The sequence below is a fragment of the Actinomadura madurae genome (assembly GCF_047130825.1).
Classification (GTDB): Bacteria; Actinomycetota; Actinomycetes; order Streptosporangiales; family Streptosporangiaceae; genus Spirillospora; species Spirillospora madurae.
Genome location: NZ_CP083237.1, coordinates 8,498,500 through 8,515,412 on the forward strand (window position 1 = coordinate 8,498,500; position 16,913 = coordinate 8,515,412).

15 protein-coding genes are annotated in these 16,913 nt (G+C 70.9%); 7 read left to right on the forward strand and 8 right to left on the reverse strand.

The genetic code is table 11. The features are described from left to right. The first annotated feature begins 8 nt into the window (after window positions 1-8). Window positions 9-857: a LysR family transcriptional regulator gene (locus K8Z49_RS39585; protein WP_412516609.1), complete on the forward strand. Its 849-nt coding sequence runs from the start codon at window positions 9-11 to the stop codon at window positions 855-857. Here the strand turns inward: K8Z49_RS39585 and K8Z49_RS39590 are convergent. The 5 genes from K8Z49_RS39590 to K8Z49_RS39610 form a co-directional block, all read right to left on the reverse strand. Further along, complete coding sequence (locus tag K8Z49_RS39590) at window positions 854-1,774, reverse strand: NADP-dependent oxidoreductase (protein ID WP_412516611.1); 921 nt, start codon at window positions 1,772-1,774, stop codon at window positions 854-856. The genes K8Z49_RS39585 and K8Z49_RS39590 overlap by 4 nt on opposite strands. Before the next feature lie 361 nt (window positions 1,775-2,135). Next, window positions 2,136-3,029 carry a hypothetical protein gene (locus tag K8Z49_RS39595; RefSeq protein ID WP_412516613.1) on the reverse strand — a complete coding sequence of 298 codons (894 nt, stop codon included), beginning with the start codon at window positions 3,027-3,029 and terminating at the stop codon, window positions 2,136-2,138. Further along, window positions 3,026-3,565: an RNA polymerase sigma factor gene (locus K8Z49_RS39600; RefSeq protein WP_021593393.1), complete on the reverse strand. Its 540-nt coding sequence runs from the start codon at window positions 3,563-3,565 to the stop codon at window positions 3,026-3,028. The genes K8Z49_RS39595 and K8Z49_RS39600 overlap by 4 nt, the downstream gene beginning before the upstream one ends. A 257-nt stretch (window positions 3,566-3,822) precedes the next feature. Next, window positions 3,823-4,059, reverse strand: a complete 237-nt coding sequence (locus K8Z49_RS39605; protein WP_021593394.1) for a hypothetical protein — start codon at window positions 4,057-4,059, stop codon at window positions 3,823-3,825. Beyond that, on the reverse strand, window positions 4,056-5,216 hold the full coding sequence (locus K8Z49_RS39610; protein ID WP_412516614.1) for a Rieske 2Fe-2S domain-containing protein: 1,161 nt from the start codon (window positions 5,214-5,216) through the stop codon (window positions 4,056-4,058). Before K8Z49_RS39610 ends, K8Z49_RS39605 begins: the two co-directional genes overlap by 4 nt. A gap of 142 nt (window positions 5,217-5,358) precedes the next feature. Between K8Z49_RS39610 and hsaA the strand changes: the two genes are divergently transcribed. Further along, complete coding sequence (gene hsaA / locus K8Z49_RS39615) at window positions 5,359-6,525, forward strand: 3-hydroxy-9,10-secoandrosta-1,3,5(10)-triene-9,17-dione monooxygenase oxygenase subunit (RefSeq protein ID WP_021593396.1); 1,167 nt, start codon at window positions 5,359-5,361, stop codon at window positions 6,523-6,525. Here hsaA and K8Z49_RS39620 read toward each other — a convergent pair. After that, window positions 6,522-7,412, reverse strand: a complete 891-nt coding sequence (locus K8Z49_RS39620; RefSeq protein WP_075023432.1) for a LysR family transcriptional regulator — start codon at window positions 7,410-7,412, stop codon at window positions 6,522-6,524. The genes hsaA and K8Z49_RS39620 overlap by 4 nt on opposite strands. A 72-nt stretch (window positions 7,413-7,484) precedes the next feature. Between K8Z49_RS39620 and K8Z49_RS39625 the strand changes: the two genes are divergently transcribed. Both K8Z49_RS39625 and K8Z49_RS39630 read left to right on the forward strand, forming a co-directional pair. After that, complete coding sequence (locus tag K8Z49_RS39625) at window positions 7,485-8,639, forward strand: M24 family metallopeptidase (protein ID WP_412516615.1); 1,155 nt, start codon at window positions 7,485-7,487, stop codon at window positions 8,637-8,639. An 8-nt stretch (window positions 8,640-8,647) separates the two neighbouring features. Beyond that, window positions 8,648-9,835 (forward strand): mandelate racemase/muconate lactonizing enzyme family protein, encoded by a 1,188-nt coding sequence (locus tag K8Z49_RS39630; protein WP_412516616.1) that lies wholly within the window; start codon window positions 8,648-8,650, stop codon window positions 9,833-9,835. A gap of 45 nt (window positions 9,836-9,880) precedes the next feature. On the opposite strand, the gene K8Z49_RS39635 is transcribed toward K8Z49_RS39630, so the two are convergent. Continuing rightward, window positions 9,881-11,590, reverse strand: a complete 1,710-nt coding sequence (locus K8Z49_RS39635) for a DUF6119 family protein (RefSeq protein ID WP_083598270.1) — start codon at window positions 11,588-11,590, stop codon at window positions 9,881-9,883. Window positions 11,591-11,770: 180 nt separating this feature from the next. Here K8Z49_RS39635 and K8Z49_RS39640 point away from each other — a divergent pair, with 180 nt between their 5' ends. Next, window positions 11,771-13,414 carry a class I SAM-dependent DNA methyltransferase gene (locus K8Z49_RS39640; protein ID WP_412516617.1) on the forward strand — a complete coding sequence of 548 codons (1,644 nt, stop codon included), beginning with the start codon at window positions 11,771-11,773 and terminating at the stop codon, window positions 13,412-13,414. Window positions 13,415-13,465: 51 nt separating this feature from the next. Here K8Z49_RS39640 and K8Z49_RS39645 read toward each other — a convergent pair whose 3' ends face one another. After that, the gene (locus K8Z49_RS39645) at window positions 13,466-14,311 is read right to left on the reverse strand and encodes an alpha/beta fold hydrolase (RefSeq protein ID WP_412516618.1); all 846 of its coding nucleotides are present in this window, start codon (window positions 14,309-14,311) and stop codon (window positions 13,466-13,468) included. A gap of 64 nt (window positions 14,312-14,375) precedes the next feature. On the opposite strand from K8Z49_RS39645, the gene K8Z49_RS39650 reads away from it, so the two are divergent. Together K8Z49_RS39650 and K8Z49_RS39655 are read left to right on the forward strand one after the other, a co-directional pair. Then, window positions 14,376-14,987, forward strand: a complete 612-nt coding sequence (locus K8Z49_RS39650; protein WP_021593403.1) for a TetR/AcrR family transcriptional regulator — start codon at window positions 14,376-14,378, stop codon at window positions 14,985-14,987. 652 nt (window positions 14,988-15,639) lie between these two features. Beyond that, window positions 15,640-16,656: a Scr1 family TA system antitoxin-like transcriptional regulator gene (locus K8Z49_RS39655; protein WP_412516619.1), complete on the forward strand. Its 1,017-nt coding sequence runs from the start codon at window positions 15,640-15,642 to the stop codon at window positions 16,654-16,656. Window positions 16,657-16,913 lie beyond the last annotated feature (257 nt).

The window sequence follows — 16,913 nt, forward strand, 5'->3', positions numbered from 1 at the left end:
CGCCGCTGATGGACCTACGTGCGCTGCGCTACTTCGTGGCCGTGGCAGAGGAGCGGCATTACGGACGCGCCGCCGCCCGCCTGCACATGACCCAGCCGCCGCTGAGCCGGGCCATCAAGCAGCTGGAGACCGATCTCGGTGCCGTCCTTCTGGAGCGCTCGCCGGCCGGTGTCGCGCTCACCGCGGCGGGGACCGTCCTCTACGGCGAGGCGCGCACGCTGCTGGAGCGGGCGGAACGGGCGCGTGCGCGGGTCGCCGCCGCGGCCGGCGGCGCCGCCCTGACCATCGGCACGCTCGCCGACAGCGTCCAGCAAGGCGGTACCGGGCTCGTCGCCGCGTTCCGCCGGCGTCACCCGGAGGTGCGCGTCCGCATCCGCGAGGCCGACTTCGCCGATCCGACCGCCGGACTGCGGGGCGGCCTGGCCGACATCGCGTTCACCCGGGCGCCGTTCGACGAGAGCGGCGTCAGTACCCGCGTGCTGCGCACCGACCCCGTCGGGGTGGTCCTGCGCACCGATGACCCGCTCGCCCACCGGGAGGCCCTCCGCCTGGACGATCTGGAGGGCCGCCGATGGTTCCGGCTGCCAGAGGGGACCGATCCCGTCTGGCGTGCCTACTGGACGCCCGCCGGCGATCTCCAGGAGGGGCCGGTGGTCCGCACCGCCCACGAGTGCCTTCAGGCCGTCCTGTGGAACGGGACGATCGGGCTGATGCCGCTCACCCATCCGTCGCCCGAGGGGCTCACGGTCGTCCCCCTGGACGACATGCCGCCCAGCCGCCTCGTCGTCGCCTGGAACAGCGCCGACACCGACCCGCTCATCCGCTCGTTCGCCGGAATCGCCGCGGCGGAGTACTAGAGCGCGCCGTCCATCAGAAGGACGACCTTGCCGCGGCCGTGGCCGGTCGCGACCTCGCGGTGGGCGTCGGCGGCGCGGTCGAGCGGGAAGGCTCCGCGCACGTGGATGCGCAGCCGCCCCTCGTCGTAGAACCGGGCGGCCTCGGCGACGCGGGCGGCCGAGCGCCGGTCGGGCGTGATCCGGACGCCCAGCTCGGCGGCGCGGCCGTGCTCGACGAGCGTGATGATCCGGCTCCGGTCCTTGACCAGGCTCAGGGACACGTCCAGGGCGTGGCCGCCGGCGCCGTCGAGGGCGGCGTCGACGCCGCCCGGCGCGAGGGCGCGCACGCGCTCCTCCAGACCGTCGCCGTAGGCGACGGGGGTCGCGCCGATCGACCGCACGTACTCGTGGTTGGCTTCGCTCGCCGTGCCGATGACCGAGGCCCCGGCGATGCGGGCGAGCTGGACGGCGACCGTCCCGACCGCGCCCGCCGCCGCGTGCACGAGCAGCGTGTCGCCGGGGCCGACGCCCATCTCCTCCAGCGCGATGTGCGGGGTCATCACGGCGGCGGGGAAACCGCCCGCCACGTCCCACGGCATGCTCGCGGGTTTGGCGGCCAGCGCCCCGGCGGGGACGACGACGTACTCGGCGTAGGCGTTGAGCCGGCAGTTGCCGACCACCTCGTCGCCGGCCCGCACCCCGGTCACCTCAGCGCCGACCTGGTCGACCACCCCGGCGAACTCGTTGCCGGGCACGCGCGGGAAGCCCTCCGGCGTCCCCGGCGGCCTCCACCCCTCCCGCACGGCCAGATCGAACGGCTGCACCCCGGCCGCCCGCACCCGCACCCGCACCTCCCCAGGCCCGGCCTCGGGCACCGGCAGGTCGAGGATGCTCAGCACGTCCGGCCCTCCTGGCTCGGTGAACCCCGCAACCCTCATGCCGTCCCCCTTCATCGTCGGTCGAGAGGGACACTAGAACCTCAACTAACATTGAGGTCAACCCCCTGCCGCCGCCACAGCGGAGAACCCCAGACGTCCAGGCCACCGGCCGAACTCACCCGCTCGGTGTGCATCCGCAACGAAGCGGCGCAAGCGGGCCGAGCCTGGATCACTTACCGAACGGCCTGACGATCGACCGTTCCCACGCCACCTGCGGTCGACCGGCATTGCGTCGATCGACCGCAGGTGGTCGAGATCGCCTTCGCTGACCGTGGCTCTCCAGCGATCCGGGCGGGCTTCACGGCGGCCGACCAACGGGCAGCGCGTCACCTGGCCCGGGTGCGGGACGAGGCGGCGGCCCTCACCCGGCTGGATCAGGCTTCGGGTCGGATTTCGCCGGGGTGATCAGGAGGCCGACCGAGTTCGAGCTGCGCACCCAGGCGCCGGTGACCCGGCGTCCGGCGTCCGGCTGCCACCCGGCGGGCGCGTTCCGCATGTAGCCCGAGCCGTCCGCCTTGAACTCACCGAGCGAGAAGGACGCCGTGAGGCCGCGGCGGCGCAGGTCCGCCAGCGCCTCGCCGACGGTGCGGCCGGTGAGGCGGAGGCTCTCCGGGTGGTCGCCGCGCGCCGGCGTGGCGTCCGCGTAGACCTCGCCCGGACGGGCCTTGCGGCCGATGACGACCTCGCCGCCCTCATGCCGGAAGAGCGCACCGCCGAGCCGCACCCTGAGCGGGCATGTGTCACGGCCGGGCGGGCAGTCCAGGACGGTGGTGAAGGTGCCGCGCACGCCTCCCGGCGGGACGGGGCCGCCGCCGGAATCGGGCAGCGAGCCGACTCTGATGATCTCGCGTTCGCGAGCCGGGGACACCGGCACGATGCTCAGCCGGGCGTTGAGCCCCACCTTGGCGAACGCCTCACGGAACTCCTCCTGGCCGGCGTAGGCGTCCTTGATCTCCACCTCGTACCCGTCGCCCTCCACGTCGATCCGCACGGCGGCGTTGGCGTAGCTGCGCAGGGGCCCGGAGTCCTGACCGGACAGGACGACGACGGTCGCCGCGGCGGCACCCGCCAGCACCGCGCCGCCGATCGCGACGCGGGCCCGGCGGGGGAGGCGGCGGCGCCGCGGCGCCGGGGTCTCCCCGGTGGTGACGTCGGCGAGCAGCGCCCGCCCGGCCGCGCCGGACGGCTCGCTGGTGATCTCGTCCTCGTGCACGGGGTTCAGGCTCGCCACGAGTTCGTCGATCGGGGACGTCATGTCAGCTCACTCCTCTGCAGGACGGGCCGGGACTGAGCGGCGGCCTCGAAACGGTCGATGCCCGCGGCCCGCAGGGCGCGCGCGAAGCGCCGCCGGGCGCGGTACAGCCGGATGCTCACCGCGTTGCGGGAGCAGCCGAGCACCGTGGCGATCTGGGCGACGGACAGGCCCTCCCAGGCGACCAGGGCGAGAAGCTCGCGGTCGCGGTCTGGCAGGGCGCGGAAGACGTCGCTCACCGGAGAGGCGTCTTGTGCCGGCGCGGCCGCGCGCAGTTCGGCGCGCAGCGCCGCCGTCTTCCGTGAGTGGCGCAGAACGCCGCGCCGGTGGTTGGCGAGGACGCGGCGGGCCACCCCGTACAGCCACAGCCGGGCCTCGTCGCCCGCCGGCATGTCGGCGACGCGCCGCCAGGCGGTCGCGAACGTCTCGGCGACGACGTCGGCGGCGTCCTCGGGGGTGTCGCAGCGGCGCAGCGCATACGCGAGCAGTGCCTTGTAGGTCGCGGCGTAGACGGCCGCGAATTCGTCCTCATCCGTCATCGGGGGGTCCTAGGCATGTGGCCTCCTGTGGTCGGTGGTCACCTGCTCATGTCGGGGTGCCCCCGAATCTTTCACCTCCGCTCAGAGAAGCTCGGGCGGGGCGGCGGCCATCACGCCGTGCCGCGTCCGCCACGATTCCGGCCAGCCGTGCAGGAACAGGTACGGGCGGCCGGACGGGTCTCCCGAGTCCGCGACGTGCAGGGAGAGACCCGCGACCGGGACGTGGGCATGGCGAACCGTCTAGTGGGGCCCGGTCGTCACTCCATGACCCTGATGGCGCCGGTCAGGGCCGCCTCCTGGATCGCCGAGCGGAGCGCCGGGCACGTCGCGTGCGGGTCGTCCAGGCCCGTGCACGCGGCCCTGGCCTCGGCGTTCCACTGGATGCTCGTCTGCTCCCAGGTCGACTTGCGCACCAGCACCTCGGCCGCGCAGCGGCGGCACCGGACCGGCAGCAGCGGGCCGTCCAGCAGGCGCTCGTCCTGGCGGACCGTCACGCCGAGGCTCCCTGGGCCTCCCGGCGCGCGAGGTTCTCCTGGACCTCGCGCTCCCACGACTCGACCGGGCGCGTCGTGTCGATCTCGAACTCGAACCGGTCGGTCATCTCCGGCGTGACGTCCGCGACGTCCACGTAGAACTGCCGGTACCAGCGGCGGAGCTGGTAGACCGGGCCGTCCTCCTCGCACAGGAGCGGGTTGTCGATGCGGGCCTTGCGCTTCCAGATCGCGACGTCCTGCTCGAAGCCGGTCAGGATGAACTGCGACAGCTTCTGCGCGCTCGCCTCGGCGGCCTCGGGCGACAGCCTGTCGCTGTGCTGGACGATGATGCCCGAGTGCAGCGAGAACGAGTTCTCGTCGATCGGGTAGTGGCAGTTGATCAGCACGGAGTTCAGGTCGTAGCCCTCGTAGTGGTACGTCAGCTCGTCGATCATGAACGAGGGGCCGTGGTAGGACGCGACGGAGGAGTTGCCGAGCATCCGCGGCCCGCCGCCGCCGCTGCTCTCCCGGCGGGCGTCGTCCCGGCTCCGGCCCTTCATGATCTGGGTGGCGGTCTGCCCCTCGAAGATGTTCTTGAAATACGTCGGGAACGACTGGTGGATGTAGAAGAAGTGCGCCATGTCGACGACGTTGTCGATGATCTCGCGGCAGTTGGTGTGGACGACCTGCTCCGTCCAGCGCCAGTCCGTCCAGTCGTCGCGGGTCGCGCCCTCGATCACCGGGATCGTCACGTCCGCCGGGGGCTTGTTCCCCTCCGGGTCGTTCCAGACGAACAGCAGCTGGTCCTGCTCCATCGTCGGCCACGCGGCGGTCCGGGCGCGCAGCGGGACGCGGCGCGCGTACGGGATCCGCTTGCACCGCCCGTCGCCGCCCCAGCGCCAGTCATGGAACGGGCACGCGATCTCGTTGCCCTTGACGGTGCCGTCGGACAGGTCGCCGCCCATGTGCCGGCAGTAGGCGTCCAGGACGTTCGTCGTGCCGTCCTCGCCGGTGAAGACCACGAGCTTCTGCCCGAACGCGTCGACCGTGTGGGGCTTGCCGTCCCGGTACTTCTCGGCCAGGCCGAGGCAGTGCCATCCCCGGGCGAAACGGCGGGTGATCGCCTCCGCCTCGATGGCGCGGACGGCGTCCGACTCGGTAGCGGTCACGTGGATCATCCCTTCGGCGATACATGGGTGATTCGAACATTAGGTCGCGGTCCACCGGCCCGATCGGCGAGTCCCGGTGGCCGGGACGCGCGTCCTCGCGGCGACGCGCGAGCATGGTCTCCTGCAATGGCCGGAAGAGGGAAGGAACGGGATGAGCAACGAGGTCCTGGACGCCGTGCGCGAGCTGCTGCCCGGTATCGCCGAACGGGCCCGGTCCGTGGACGAGAAGGGCGGCATCCCCGCCGAGACGATCCGCGAGCTGACCGCCGCCGGCGTGTTCCGGATGCTCCAGCCCGTCCGCTACGGCGGCGCCGAGGACGATCCCGTCGCGTTCTACGAGGTCATCCGCGCGATCTCCGGCGCGTGCGGCTCCACCGGCTGGGTCGCGGCGATCCTCGGCGTCCACTCCTGGCACGTCGGCCTCTTCGCCGACGAGGCGCAGCACGAGGTGTGGGGCGCCGGCCCGGACACCCTCGTCGCCTCGTCCTACGCCCCGATCGGCCGGCTCACCCCGGTCGACGGCGGCTACGAGGTGAGCGGGCGCTGGTCGTTCTCGTCCGGCTGCGAGTTCGCGTCCTGGGCGCTGCTCGGCGCGCTCGTCGTCGGCGCGGAGGGCCGTCCGGTCGACTTCATGACGGTGCTCGTCCCGAAGACCGACTACGAGATCCGCGAGGTCTGGGACTCGATGGGCCTGCGCGGCACCGCCAGCGACGACATCGTCGTGGAGCGGGCGTTCGTCCCGGCGCACCGCGCGATGCGCAACTTCGAGCAGGCGCAGCTCCGCAACCCCGGCCGCAAGGTCAACACCGGCCCGCTGTACCGGATGCCGTTCGGCACGATCTTCACCGCCACCGTCACCGCCAGCGTGATCGGGATGGCGGCCGGCTGCCACGACCTGTACGTGGCGCGGATGCGCGACCGGATCCGGCTCAGCCTCGGCGGCGGACGCTTCGTCGAGGACCCGTTCGCGCAGGTCGCCGTCGCCCGCGCCGCGTCCGAGATCGACGCCGCCGTCCTGCAGACCGACCGGAACGTCCGGGAGATCCACGAGTACGCGCTCCGCAACGAGAAGATCCCGATGGAGCTGCGGCTGCGCGCCCGCCGCGACCAGGTCCGCGGCACCGAGCGCGCCATCGAGGCCATCGACATTCTGTTCAAGACCGCCGGCGGCAACTCCCTGCACCGCGGCAACGTCATCGAACGCGCCTGGCGCGACGCCCACGCGGGCAGCGTCCACGTGGCGAACGACGTCGAGCACGCCCTGTCGATGTACGGCCGCGGCGAGTTCGGCCTGAAGGTCGAGGACAACCTCGTCTAGACGGCTTCCGCGGCGCGCTGGAGGGCGGTCGTCACGGCGCCGACGCGCGGGTCGCGGCCGCTGCCGGTGCGGACGGCCATCGAGATCGTCCGGGTCAGCTCCAGGCCGCTCACCCGGGTCAGGTGCACGCGGGACGCGAGCGGCTCGGTGACCAGGCGGGGGAGCAGCGACACGCCCACCCCCGCCTCGACCAGCGACATGATCACCGTGTAGTCGTCGCTGGTGTAGTCGATCCGCGGCTCGAATCCGGCCGCCTGGCAGGCGCGCTCCAGCACGGTGCGCAGTGCCGTGTCGCTGCGCGGCGCGATCCAGGCGCGGTCGCCGAGCTCCGCCAGCGCCGTCGGGCCCTCGGCCGGTGGCAGCGCCGCCAGGAGGGGCTCGCGGAGGAGGGGCCGCACCTCCACGCCCTCGTCGCGGATCCGGGGGAGCAGGTTGTACTCGTAGACCAGCGCCACGTCACAGGCGTGGTGGCGCAGGGCGTCGACCGACTCGTCGGGTTCGGTCTCGTCCAGGACGATCCGAAGGTCGGGGTGCTCCGCTCGGCAGGCGGCGATCGCGGGAGCGGCCAGCGCGACCGCCGCGCTCGGGAACGCGCCGAGCCTGACGGTGCCGCGGACCTCCCCGGTCAGCCCCGCCACCTGCGCCCGCGCCTCCTCCAGCTCGGCCAGGACCCGCTCGGTGTGCGCGACCAGCACGCGCGCCGCCTCGGTCAGGACGACGCGGCGCCCGTCCCGCAGCAGGAGCGGGGTACCGACCTCGCGTTCCAGCAGGCCGAGCTGCTGCGAGACCGCGGACGGCGTGAGATGGCACGCCTGCGCGGCCGCCGCGATGGTGCCGTGCGCCGCGAGCTCGCGGAGCAGCCTCAGCCGCCGCACCTCGTAGACCATGTAGCCACGCTAACGGCGCACATCGGAAAAGCTCGCTGGTCGCGGGACTTCCCGCCGCCCCACACTGGCGCCATGACCGCCGAACTCACCATCGCCGTCCCGCAGGACGAGCACCGGACGCGCACCGGCAGGCTCCGCCAGGTCATGCGGCGCCGGGGCCTGGCCGCGGTGGCGCTGACCAGCCCGGAGAACCTGTACTACCTGCTCGGCCTGGACCACCTGGGCTACTTCGCGTTCACCATGGCCGTCCTGCCGCTCGACGGCCCGCCCGTGCTCGTCGCGCGGCGCATGGAGCGGCACACGCTGACGGCGCAGGTGCCTTCCGCGCGGCAGGCACTCTACGGGGAGACGCAGGACCCGGCGAAGGCGGCGGCCCGGGTCCTGGCGTCGGTGACGCCGCCCGGCTCGGCGATCGGCGTCGAGGAAGGCTCGATGACGCTGCCGCCCGCCGTCCTGGCCCGCCTCCGCCAGGCGCTGCCCGACCGCACCTACACGGACTGCACGGCCCTTCCCGCCCGGTTGCGGACGGTCAAGTCGGCGTCCGAGATCGACCTCGTCCGCTGGGCCGCCGACATCTCCGGGACGGCGATGCACGCCGCGCTCGACGCCGCCGGGACGGGCGTCAGCGAACGCACCGTCGCCGCCCGCGCCCAGTGGGCGATGACCTCCGCGGGCGGGCACCAGCCGGGCTTCGCGCCCCTCGTCCGCTCCCTTGACCGCCTGGCGCAGGAGCACGTCACCTGGCGGGAGCACCACCTCCGCCACGGCGAAGGCCTGTTCGTGGAGCTGTCGGGCTGCGTCCACCGCTACCACGCCCCGATGAGCCGAACCGTGTACTGCGGCGAGGCGCCCCCGGACGCGGCCGAGGCCGCGTCGGCGGCGTCGGCGGCCCTGGAAGCGGCCCGCGCGGCGTTGGTGCCGGGCAACCTCACCGGCGACGTCTACGCGGCCTGGGCCGGCACAGTGGCCGCGGCCACCGGACGGCGCCCGCGCCGCCACCACTGCGGCTACCTCACCGGCATCGGCTTCCCGCCGAGCTGGGTCGGCGGCGCGTCCGTCCCCGGCATCCGGGCGGGCGGCCGCACCCGGATCCGCGAGGGCATGGTCTTCCACCTCATGTCGTGGATCGACCGCCCCGGCCACGTCGTCTCGGACACGGCCCTCGTCGAAGCCAATGGCGCCGTCCTGCTCACCGACGCACCTCGCTCGCTGATCGTCCGTCCCTAGGAGACGCCATGCGCATCACCGCCCTCCGCGCCACTCCGGTCGCCGTCCCTTACCGGACCGACGAGGTGTGGGCCTTCGGCCGCCGCTCCGGCCTCGTCTCCGTCATCGTCGAGGTGGACACAGACGAGGGCCTCACCGGCCTCGGCGAGGCCGCCGCGTACCCGTCCGCGGACGTCGTGCTGGGTGTCCTGCGCAGCCTGGAACCCCTGGTCATCGGCTCCGACCCGCTGCGCATCGAGCAGTTGATCCAGCGCATCGACGTCGTCGGCACCTGGCACCACATCGGCTCCAGCAGCCCGGCCATCGCCGCCGTCGAAACGGCCTGCTGGGACCTCCTGGGCAAGTCGTGCGGCCGTCCGATCGTCGACTTCTTCGGCGGACGTTTCCGCGACGAGGTCGAGTTCTTCCACTACGTCGCCGCCTCCGACCCCACCGAAGTACGCACCGAGGCCCGCCGCGCCGCCAAGTCAGGCGCCCGCCTCTGCTACCTCAAGGTCGGCGCCGACGCTTTGGAAGCCGACATCGAACGCGTCGCCGCTCTCCGCGACGGCGCAGGCCCCGAAATGGGCATCCGAGTCGACGCAAACGAAGCATGGTCCCCAGGCGCAGCCATTCAAGCCATACGAGCCCTAGAGGGATACGGCCTGGAAATGGTCGAACAACCGGTGTCGGGCCGCAACCTCCCCGAAATGGCCTACGTCCGCAGCCGCCTGAACACCCCGCTACTGGCCAACGAAGCCTCATGGACGCGCACCGACCAGTTGGCCGTCATCCAGCATCGGGCCGCAGACGCCCTCTCCGTCGACAACCAGATGGACGGCGGCCTCCTCAACCTCAAACGCTCAGCCGGAATCTGCGCCGCCGCAGGCCTCCCCGTCGTCAAGCACAGCCTCGGCGAACTGGGCATAGCCCTGGCCGCCGCCGTCCACGTGATCGCGGCAACCCCCAACTTCCGCCACCCCAACCAGGCCTACGGCGCCCTACTAACCGACGACATCCTCCGCACCCCCTTCGCCGGCCCCCTGGATAACTACACGAACGGCCGACTCCCCGTCCCAACGGCCCCAGGACTGGGCGTAGACCTGGACCCAGAAAAGGTGGCCCGCTACGCCGACCTCTACCGCACCTCAGCAGCCGACTTCACCTTCCACGACCCGAGGGCCCTAACTACCGCCCCAGCCCTCCCCAAGAGATGAGTCGGCGGGCGGGGTCGGCAGTCGCGCGAGTGCGGCAGGTCGCGGTCAGGCCGCCGCTGAGGAGGCCTCCTCGTGGGGGATCGAAATGACCTCCACCTCGATGCCGTAACGGGAGAGCGTCCGCGCCAGATGCGCGAGCGCGATCTGCGCGTTAGGGAAGAGCGTCGCCGGCGTCAGCGGCGTGCGGCGGTCGACCTTCATCGCGAGGACGACCTTTTCCGGGCGCCAGCCGTCCGGCAACGCGCGCCTGCCCAGGCTCGTCTGCTCGACGAGCTCGGCGAAGGACGCGCGGGCCTCGGGACGGAGGTACAGCGACTCGGCGGAGACAAGGGCCTGGCTGAACATATGGCTGAAGGGCTGGGTGCGCTTGCCGCCCTTGACGTGGATGAGTTCGTTTCCCGGCCCGAGCAGGTCGCACGGCTCGAACCCGTGCGAGCCGTGGAACTCGGTGCGGGCACCCGTCCGGTCGAGGCTGAGGAAGCGGTCGACACCGAGCGAGTCCTGGACCCACTCGTTGTAGACGGCCTCGCCGCGCTTCTTCGATCCGGGCGGCGGCTTGAGGTCGCGGCTCCAGACCGGAAGGTCAAGGCTCGGCACGGACCTGAACAGATCTGCGATCCGGCGCTGGACGGAGGTGAAGTACTCGGTTCCGCCCTCGTACCAGGTGCCCTCCACGAGGAAGTACTCATGCTCGTCCACCCGGACGGAGGCCGCCAGCCACTTGTCGGCCGCCGCCCTGCCGAGGACGCGCTCCCCGTCGTCGTCCTCGCACATCCGCACCTCGCCGCGCCGGAGTGCCTCGATCGCAGCGAGCGCCGGGACGCGGGGCTGGAACCGGCAACGGCGGAGGACGGAGTCCACATCGAGGTCTCCCCGGTGGCGGATCAGGGCGGACCCGATCTTGATGGCGTAACCCTGAGCCTCGTGGACCTGGTCCGCGAGGTCCATCGGGACGGCGGCGGCCAGCCGCATCCCGCCGTCGTGGCCCGGCTCCGCGCGCAGCCGCGCGTCAAGGCGCCTGTCGAGGTCGGTGAGGCGCCAGTCGTCCCGGACGGGCGTGATGGCCTCGACGAAGGCGAAGTCGTCCGGCACCCGCCGAGCGCGGATCTCGGAGATCCTGCGCAGGAGCGCGACGAGGCGTCCGCGGTCGAGCGGAACCCGCAGCCGGAGCCCGGCGGACCCCTCGACGCGGATCCGCCGGGTGCCGGAGAGACCGAGGTCCGCGGGATCGACCATGCCCGCGAGCCTGCCGACGATCTCGGTGTACTCGCTGAGGCCGATGTGCCCGATGGGGATGCCGGACGGGACGTGGGTGGCGTCCTGGCGCCCGAGCCCGGTCATCGAGCGCCGGACGACGGAACGGACCTGCTCGGCGTCCACGGCCCGGATGGTGAACCCGAGCCCGAAGCGGTGGTCCTTGAACTGCTCGGGGATGGTCCGCCAGCCGCCGCCGAAGCCGATCGCGTACCTGACTCGGTCCACGTCGAGCAGCAGCAGGGCGCCGCAGTCGTTGTTCCGGTAGTCGTCGGGGAGCGGTCCGATGAGGTGTCTCGCCGCGTTCATCCAGTGCGGTGACACGGGGTCGCGCTGCCAATGGAACGCGACGGCCGTGGCGTCCGGGTACTCGGGGAACGCCATGTCACTGGACGCGGCCTCGTCCAGGTACGTCCCCTGCAGCGTTTCGAGGAACGCGGCCTCGTCAGGGGCCGCGTTGGAGATGCGGTAGATCGTCAATTCATGGGTCGACGCGGACAAGGTGAACCTCCGGGGAAGACGGCCCCGGCCAGGCGACCGTGGGCTGGAGAAGGGCGCGCGGCGGGTTCCCGCGGTGGATGCCGCGCTCGACCTTCTGTGTAAACAGAGTCGGGCCTCTTGTTAGCGTTGTCAACGCGATTAATGATTGATCAAATGCTCACAGCCGTGTACGTTGCCGTTATGGCTGATGAAGAGCCGCTGGTTCCACCGGCGGAGATCGCCCGGATGGCCGGGGTGACCCGCGCGGCCGTGTCGAACTGGAGGCGCCGCCACGCCGACTTCCCGGAACCCGCGGGCGGTACGGCGTCGGCGCCCCTGTTCTCGTTGCCGGACGTCCGCCGCTGGCTGGAACGGCAGGGCAAGGGCCAAGGGGTGGCTGACGAGGTCAGGCTGTGGCACGCACTCCGCGCCGAACGCGGCGAAGACATGATCGGGGCGCTCGTCGCCGTCGCGGCCGAACTGCGCGGTGAGCGGGTGGAACGTCCGCTGAGCGGGCCCATGGCCGAACTCGTCTCCCAGATGGCGGGTGACCGAACCCCCGGACAGCTCATCCGGGATCTCGCCGCGCGGTTAGTGGCATCCGCGAGCCATAGCGGTGGAGAGCACGTGTCGACGCCCGCGCTCGTCCGAGCCGTCCGACACTTCGCGGGCGAGACGAAGGGCGTGGTCTACGACCCGGCCTGCGGGATAGGCGACCTGCTGCTGTCGGTCGGCGGCGCAAAGGTGTCAGGACGGGTCGGGCAGGACCTGGCAAGGGGGTTGCCCGAGTTCGTCATGGCACGGGCCGCACTCGAGGAACGGTCCGGCACTGTCGAGGTCGCTCAAGGCGATACGCTCCGCGACGACCGCTTCCCCGGCCTCAAGGCCGACCTCGTGGTGTGCGATCCGCCGACCGGCCAACCCGACTGGGGGCGCGACGAACTGCTCCTCGACCCACGCTGGGAGATGTCGCTACCGCCCAAGGCGGAGGGGGATCTCGCCTGGCTCCAGCACTGCCACTTCCATACCGCGCTCGGCGGGCGAGCCGTGATCGTCCTGCCGGCGTCCGCCGCCTACCGGCGATCGGGCCGCCGCATCCGCGCCGAACTGGTGCGCGGCGGCACCCTGGACACTCTGGTGGCGCTGCCCGGCGGGCTCGCCGCGGGGCATTCCGCGCCGGTGCACATCTGGGTGCTCCGACGCTCCGAACGCGCGCCCGGTCCGGACGCCCCCGTCCGCATGATCGACCTCACGGACACCGACCTCCGCGGCCCGATCGATCCGTCCGCCGACCAGGTCGCCGAGGTACCGGTCATCTCCCTGCTGGACGAGGAGGTGGATCTCACTCCGGGCCGCCACGTCGCCGCCGGACAGCCCGGCGCCGCCGCGTACGCGAAGGCCCGTGCCCGGTTCGAGGAGATGCTCGACGCCCTGCGCGGCGCGTTGCCTCACCTGCCCGAGGGACAGGAGGAGCTCGCCGCCGGCGTCAACGTCTCCGAGCTGATCCGCGGCGGCCTCGTCCAAGTCGAGGACGGACGCCCGGTCTCCACCACTGACCAGCTCGACACGGACTTCCTGCTCGGATTCCTCAAAAGTGCTGTCAACACCCGCAGGAACACGTCCGGCTCCGGCACTCACCGCACCGACCCGCGCGGAGCCCGCGTCCCGCAGATGGACCCGGACCGGCAGCGGACCTACGGGGCCGCGTTCAGAGAACTGGAAACCTTCGTGCAGCGCCTCGAAGAGGCGGCCAAGATGGGACGTCGTGCCGTGCGACTGGCGCACGACGGTCTCACGAGCGGGACACTCGAACCACCCGGCCAGAAAGGCGAGGGCGGCGAGTGAGCGTTCGTCGACAACTAGTTGGACGGCGGCCTCCTCAACCCCCAACGTCCGCTACTGGGGGACGGTGGAGAACTCGGCGATCTGGTCGGTGAGCTTTTGCGGTGCGTCGAGCTGGACGAAGGTGCGGGCGCCCGGCACCTCGATGAATTCCGCGTCGCGGAATGCTTTGTGGAGCCGCCGGCCGAGGCTGGGCTTGAACGCGCGGTCGGCAGTGCCCCACACGATGCGGACGGGCCCCTGGAAGTCCTTCAGTCGGCTGGAGACGTCGAGCAGGTCGCGCGGATCGGCGGCGCGCAGGAACCGCACGGCGTCGTCGCGGATGCCCTGCTGGGTGATCGCGGGCTCGATCCACGATCGGGTCAGCTCGGCGTCCAGCTCGTTCGCGAGAAGCCCGAAACCGAGCGGTGAGTGCCGGAGCAGGCGGCTGCGCATCGGAAGCAGGTTGAACCTCATCAACCGGGGGCCCTTGAGGAGCCGGAGAATGATGTTGAACGGGAAGGGCGGGAAACTGTCGAAGGCGTCGCAATTGGTCAGCACCACGCGTCCGACCCGGCCGGGGTCGGTGTCGAGGAGGAACTGGACGAGCGCACCGCCGGTGTCGTTGCCGACCAGCGTGACGTCGTGCAGGTCGAGCGCCTCCAGGAGGCTCGCGATCTGCCGGGCGACGCCCCGTGGCGATTGATCGGCGTCAGGACGCAGTGGAGTTCGGTGCGCACCCAGCGGCCAGTCCGGGGCGTACGACCGTATGCCCCGCTCGGCGAGGAGGTCGGCGACCTTCGACCACACGGCGCCGTTGACGAGGAACGCGTGGACGAACACGACCGGCGGTGCCGCGGACTTCTCGGGACCGGTGACGCGGTAGTGGACGGTCCCGCTCGGAAGATCGATCGTCTGCATGCGCGGACTCCTCTTCGCCGAGTGAAGTAACATACAGTGTGCATGTAACTTACGGGCAGAGTGTATGAAAAACTCGCGGCGAACACAAGCGGACCGGACGGCGGCGACTCGCGCCGCCCTGATCGCGGCGGGGCGCAAGCTCTTCGCCGAGCACGGCTACGCGGGTGTGGGCACCGAGACCCTGACCCGCGAGGCGGGCGTCAGCCGCGGCGCCCTCTACCACCAGTTCGGCGACAAGACCGAGCTGTTCGCCGATGTCCTGGCCGACGTGGAGGCCGACGTCACCCGATCCCTCGTGGAGGCGGTGCCGTCCGGCGACACCGACCTGGTCGCCGTGATGACACGCGCCATGGAAATGTGGCTCGACGCCTGCGAGAAGGCGGAGGTGCGCCGGATCGTCCTGATCGACGGCCCCTCGGTACTCGGCTGGGTCCGCTGGCGCGCGATCTGCCAACCGCACATCCTCGGCCTGATCGAGGCTGTCCTGGCCCAGGGCGTGGAAGAGGGCGCGCTGCTGCCATTGCCGGTGAAACCCCTGGCACACGTCCTGCTGGCAGTAGCCGACGAAGCCGCCCTATATGTGGACGCGGCCCCCAACCGCCCCGAAGCCCGCCAAGAAATGCTGGAAATCGTCAATACCCTGGTCCAAGGCCTAACCACCCCCGACAAGCGCTAAGCGATTCGCATGGGTGGAGGAGCGCAGGCATCGGGGACGGCAGCGCCACGGGGATTAGCGGTGCTTCACCGCTGGGCGCGGTCTCGGACGCGGTGTGCTGCCCGCGCCTGGTGGCCGTGAGCGTCCAGCGGTGGAACGACGTCGCTGCGGTGGTCTGTGGCCGGCTGCTCGGTGCTTACCGACGTAGCCGATGTCTGCGACGGCCATGCCGATCAAGATGATCAGCATCCACAGGGCGAGTATCGCGACGAGTGACGCGCCGGAGATCGCTAACGCGACGATCACAGCGTCTCTTCCGATCTCGCGTTGGTGGGCGAGGGCCTCGCTCAGCAACTCGTAGGAGTCTTCGACGAGGGTCGCGCACAGGCCGTAGTAGATCTCCCTCTGGGTGAGAGGACGGCCGAGGCGCGTGGCCACTAGGCACTTCATCGTCGGAGGCCTGCGGATGTGCCAGGCCTGGTACTGCTCCTGGAGAAGCGCTCGTTCTTGATCGTTCATGGGGCGGGGTTCCCTGCGGGTCGGTTCGGCTTATGACAGGCGACCCTTGCAGGCAAGAGTTACTCTGAGCTACGAACCGCTCACCCCCCGGCGAGCACCCGAGCAAGTGAGGCGACACCCCCGAACCAGCGGGCCGACACCCGGGAGACGCCCGATGGCACCCTCGCGTGACACCAGCCCCTCCGCGTACCAGGAAGTGTTCGTCAACGAGCTGCGTGCGCGGCGCGAAGCGTCCGGCCTCTCCCGCAACAAGCTCGCGGCGGCACTGGGCTGCACCCCGCAATGGCTCGCCAAGGTCGAGACCTTCGAGAAACCCCCGTCCGAAGGCCTCGCCGACGACCTGGACACCTACTTCGAGCTCGGCGGGACTTTTCGTCGCATGTGGATGAAGCACCAGGAGGCGCGGAAACGTGGCCTGATCCCTACGGGATTCAGACCGTTGATCAGTGCTGAGAAAGAGGCGGCACAGATCAGCATCTACGAGCCTGTGTTGATCACCGGTCTGTTCCAGACCGAGGAGTACGCCCGGCTGGTGTTCAGCAAGGGGCCAAAGCAAGACAAGATCGATGACCTGGTTGCCATCCGTATGGAGCGCCAGGCGGTCTTAACAAGTCCCAAGGCGCCGATGGTATTTCTACTCATCCGGGAGTCTGTTCTCCGGGACGTCCCATCAGAAGTTCGCGGTGGGCAGTGCAAGCGGCTGCTGGACTTGGCCGGTCTCTCGAACGTCTCCATCCAGGTACTGCCCGCCTGTGCATGTGTCTTCGAGGCAACCGGGTTTCAAATCTTGACATTCGGAGGATCGACGGACGTCGCTTATGTGGAAGGCGCGGGCGGAAATGGTCAGATGCTCTCGGACGCCACAGAGGTTCAGAAGCTTGCCGTACTCTTCAATCTGGCAAGATCTGAGGCACTGTCGTGCGTCGGGAACCGCCGCCCTGATACAGAGCATCATGGAGGACACGTGAGCACCCCCGACCTGTCATCCAGCAACTGGCGTAAGAGCACGTACAGCGACTCCTCTGGGGGCAACTGCGTGGAAGTCGTGGGAGTGGCCCCAGGCGTGGCCGTCCGGGACTCGAAGGATCCGGACGGGCCGAGGTTGGCGTTCGGGCGTGCGGCGTTCGGTGCGCTGGCGCGTGACATCCGGGCCGGACGCTACGACCGGTAGACGACGTAAGGGTTCGGCGGACGGTCGCGACACCGATGCAGAGGATGTCGCCGACCCTATGTTCAGGCGTCGCTGAGTCGGTCCAGCAGGTTTTGGACCAGTGCTCGGCTGTGGCGAATTCGTCGAGCCATGCGTCCAGATCGGAGGGCAGGCGTGCTGCGAAGGCCACAGTGAACTCCCTCATGGTTACGGGTGCCCTGGTGTCAGGGACGGTATCAATCGTGGTGAGCCGGCGTCGGGGTCGAGCTTCTGGCTCT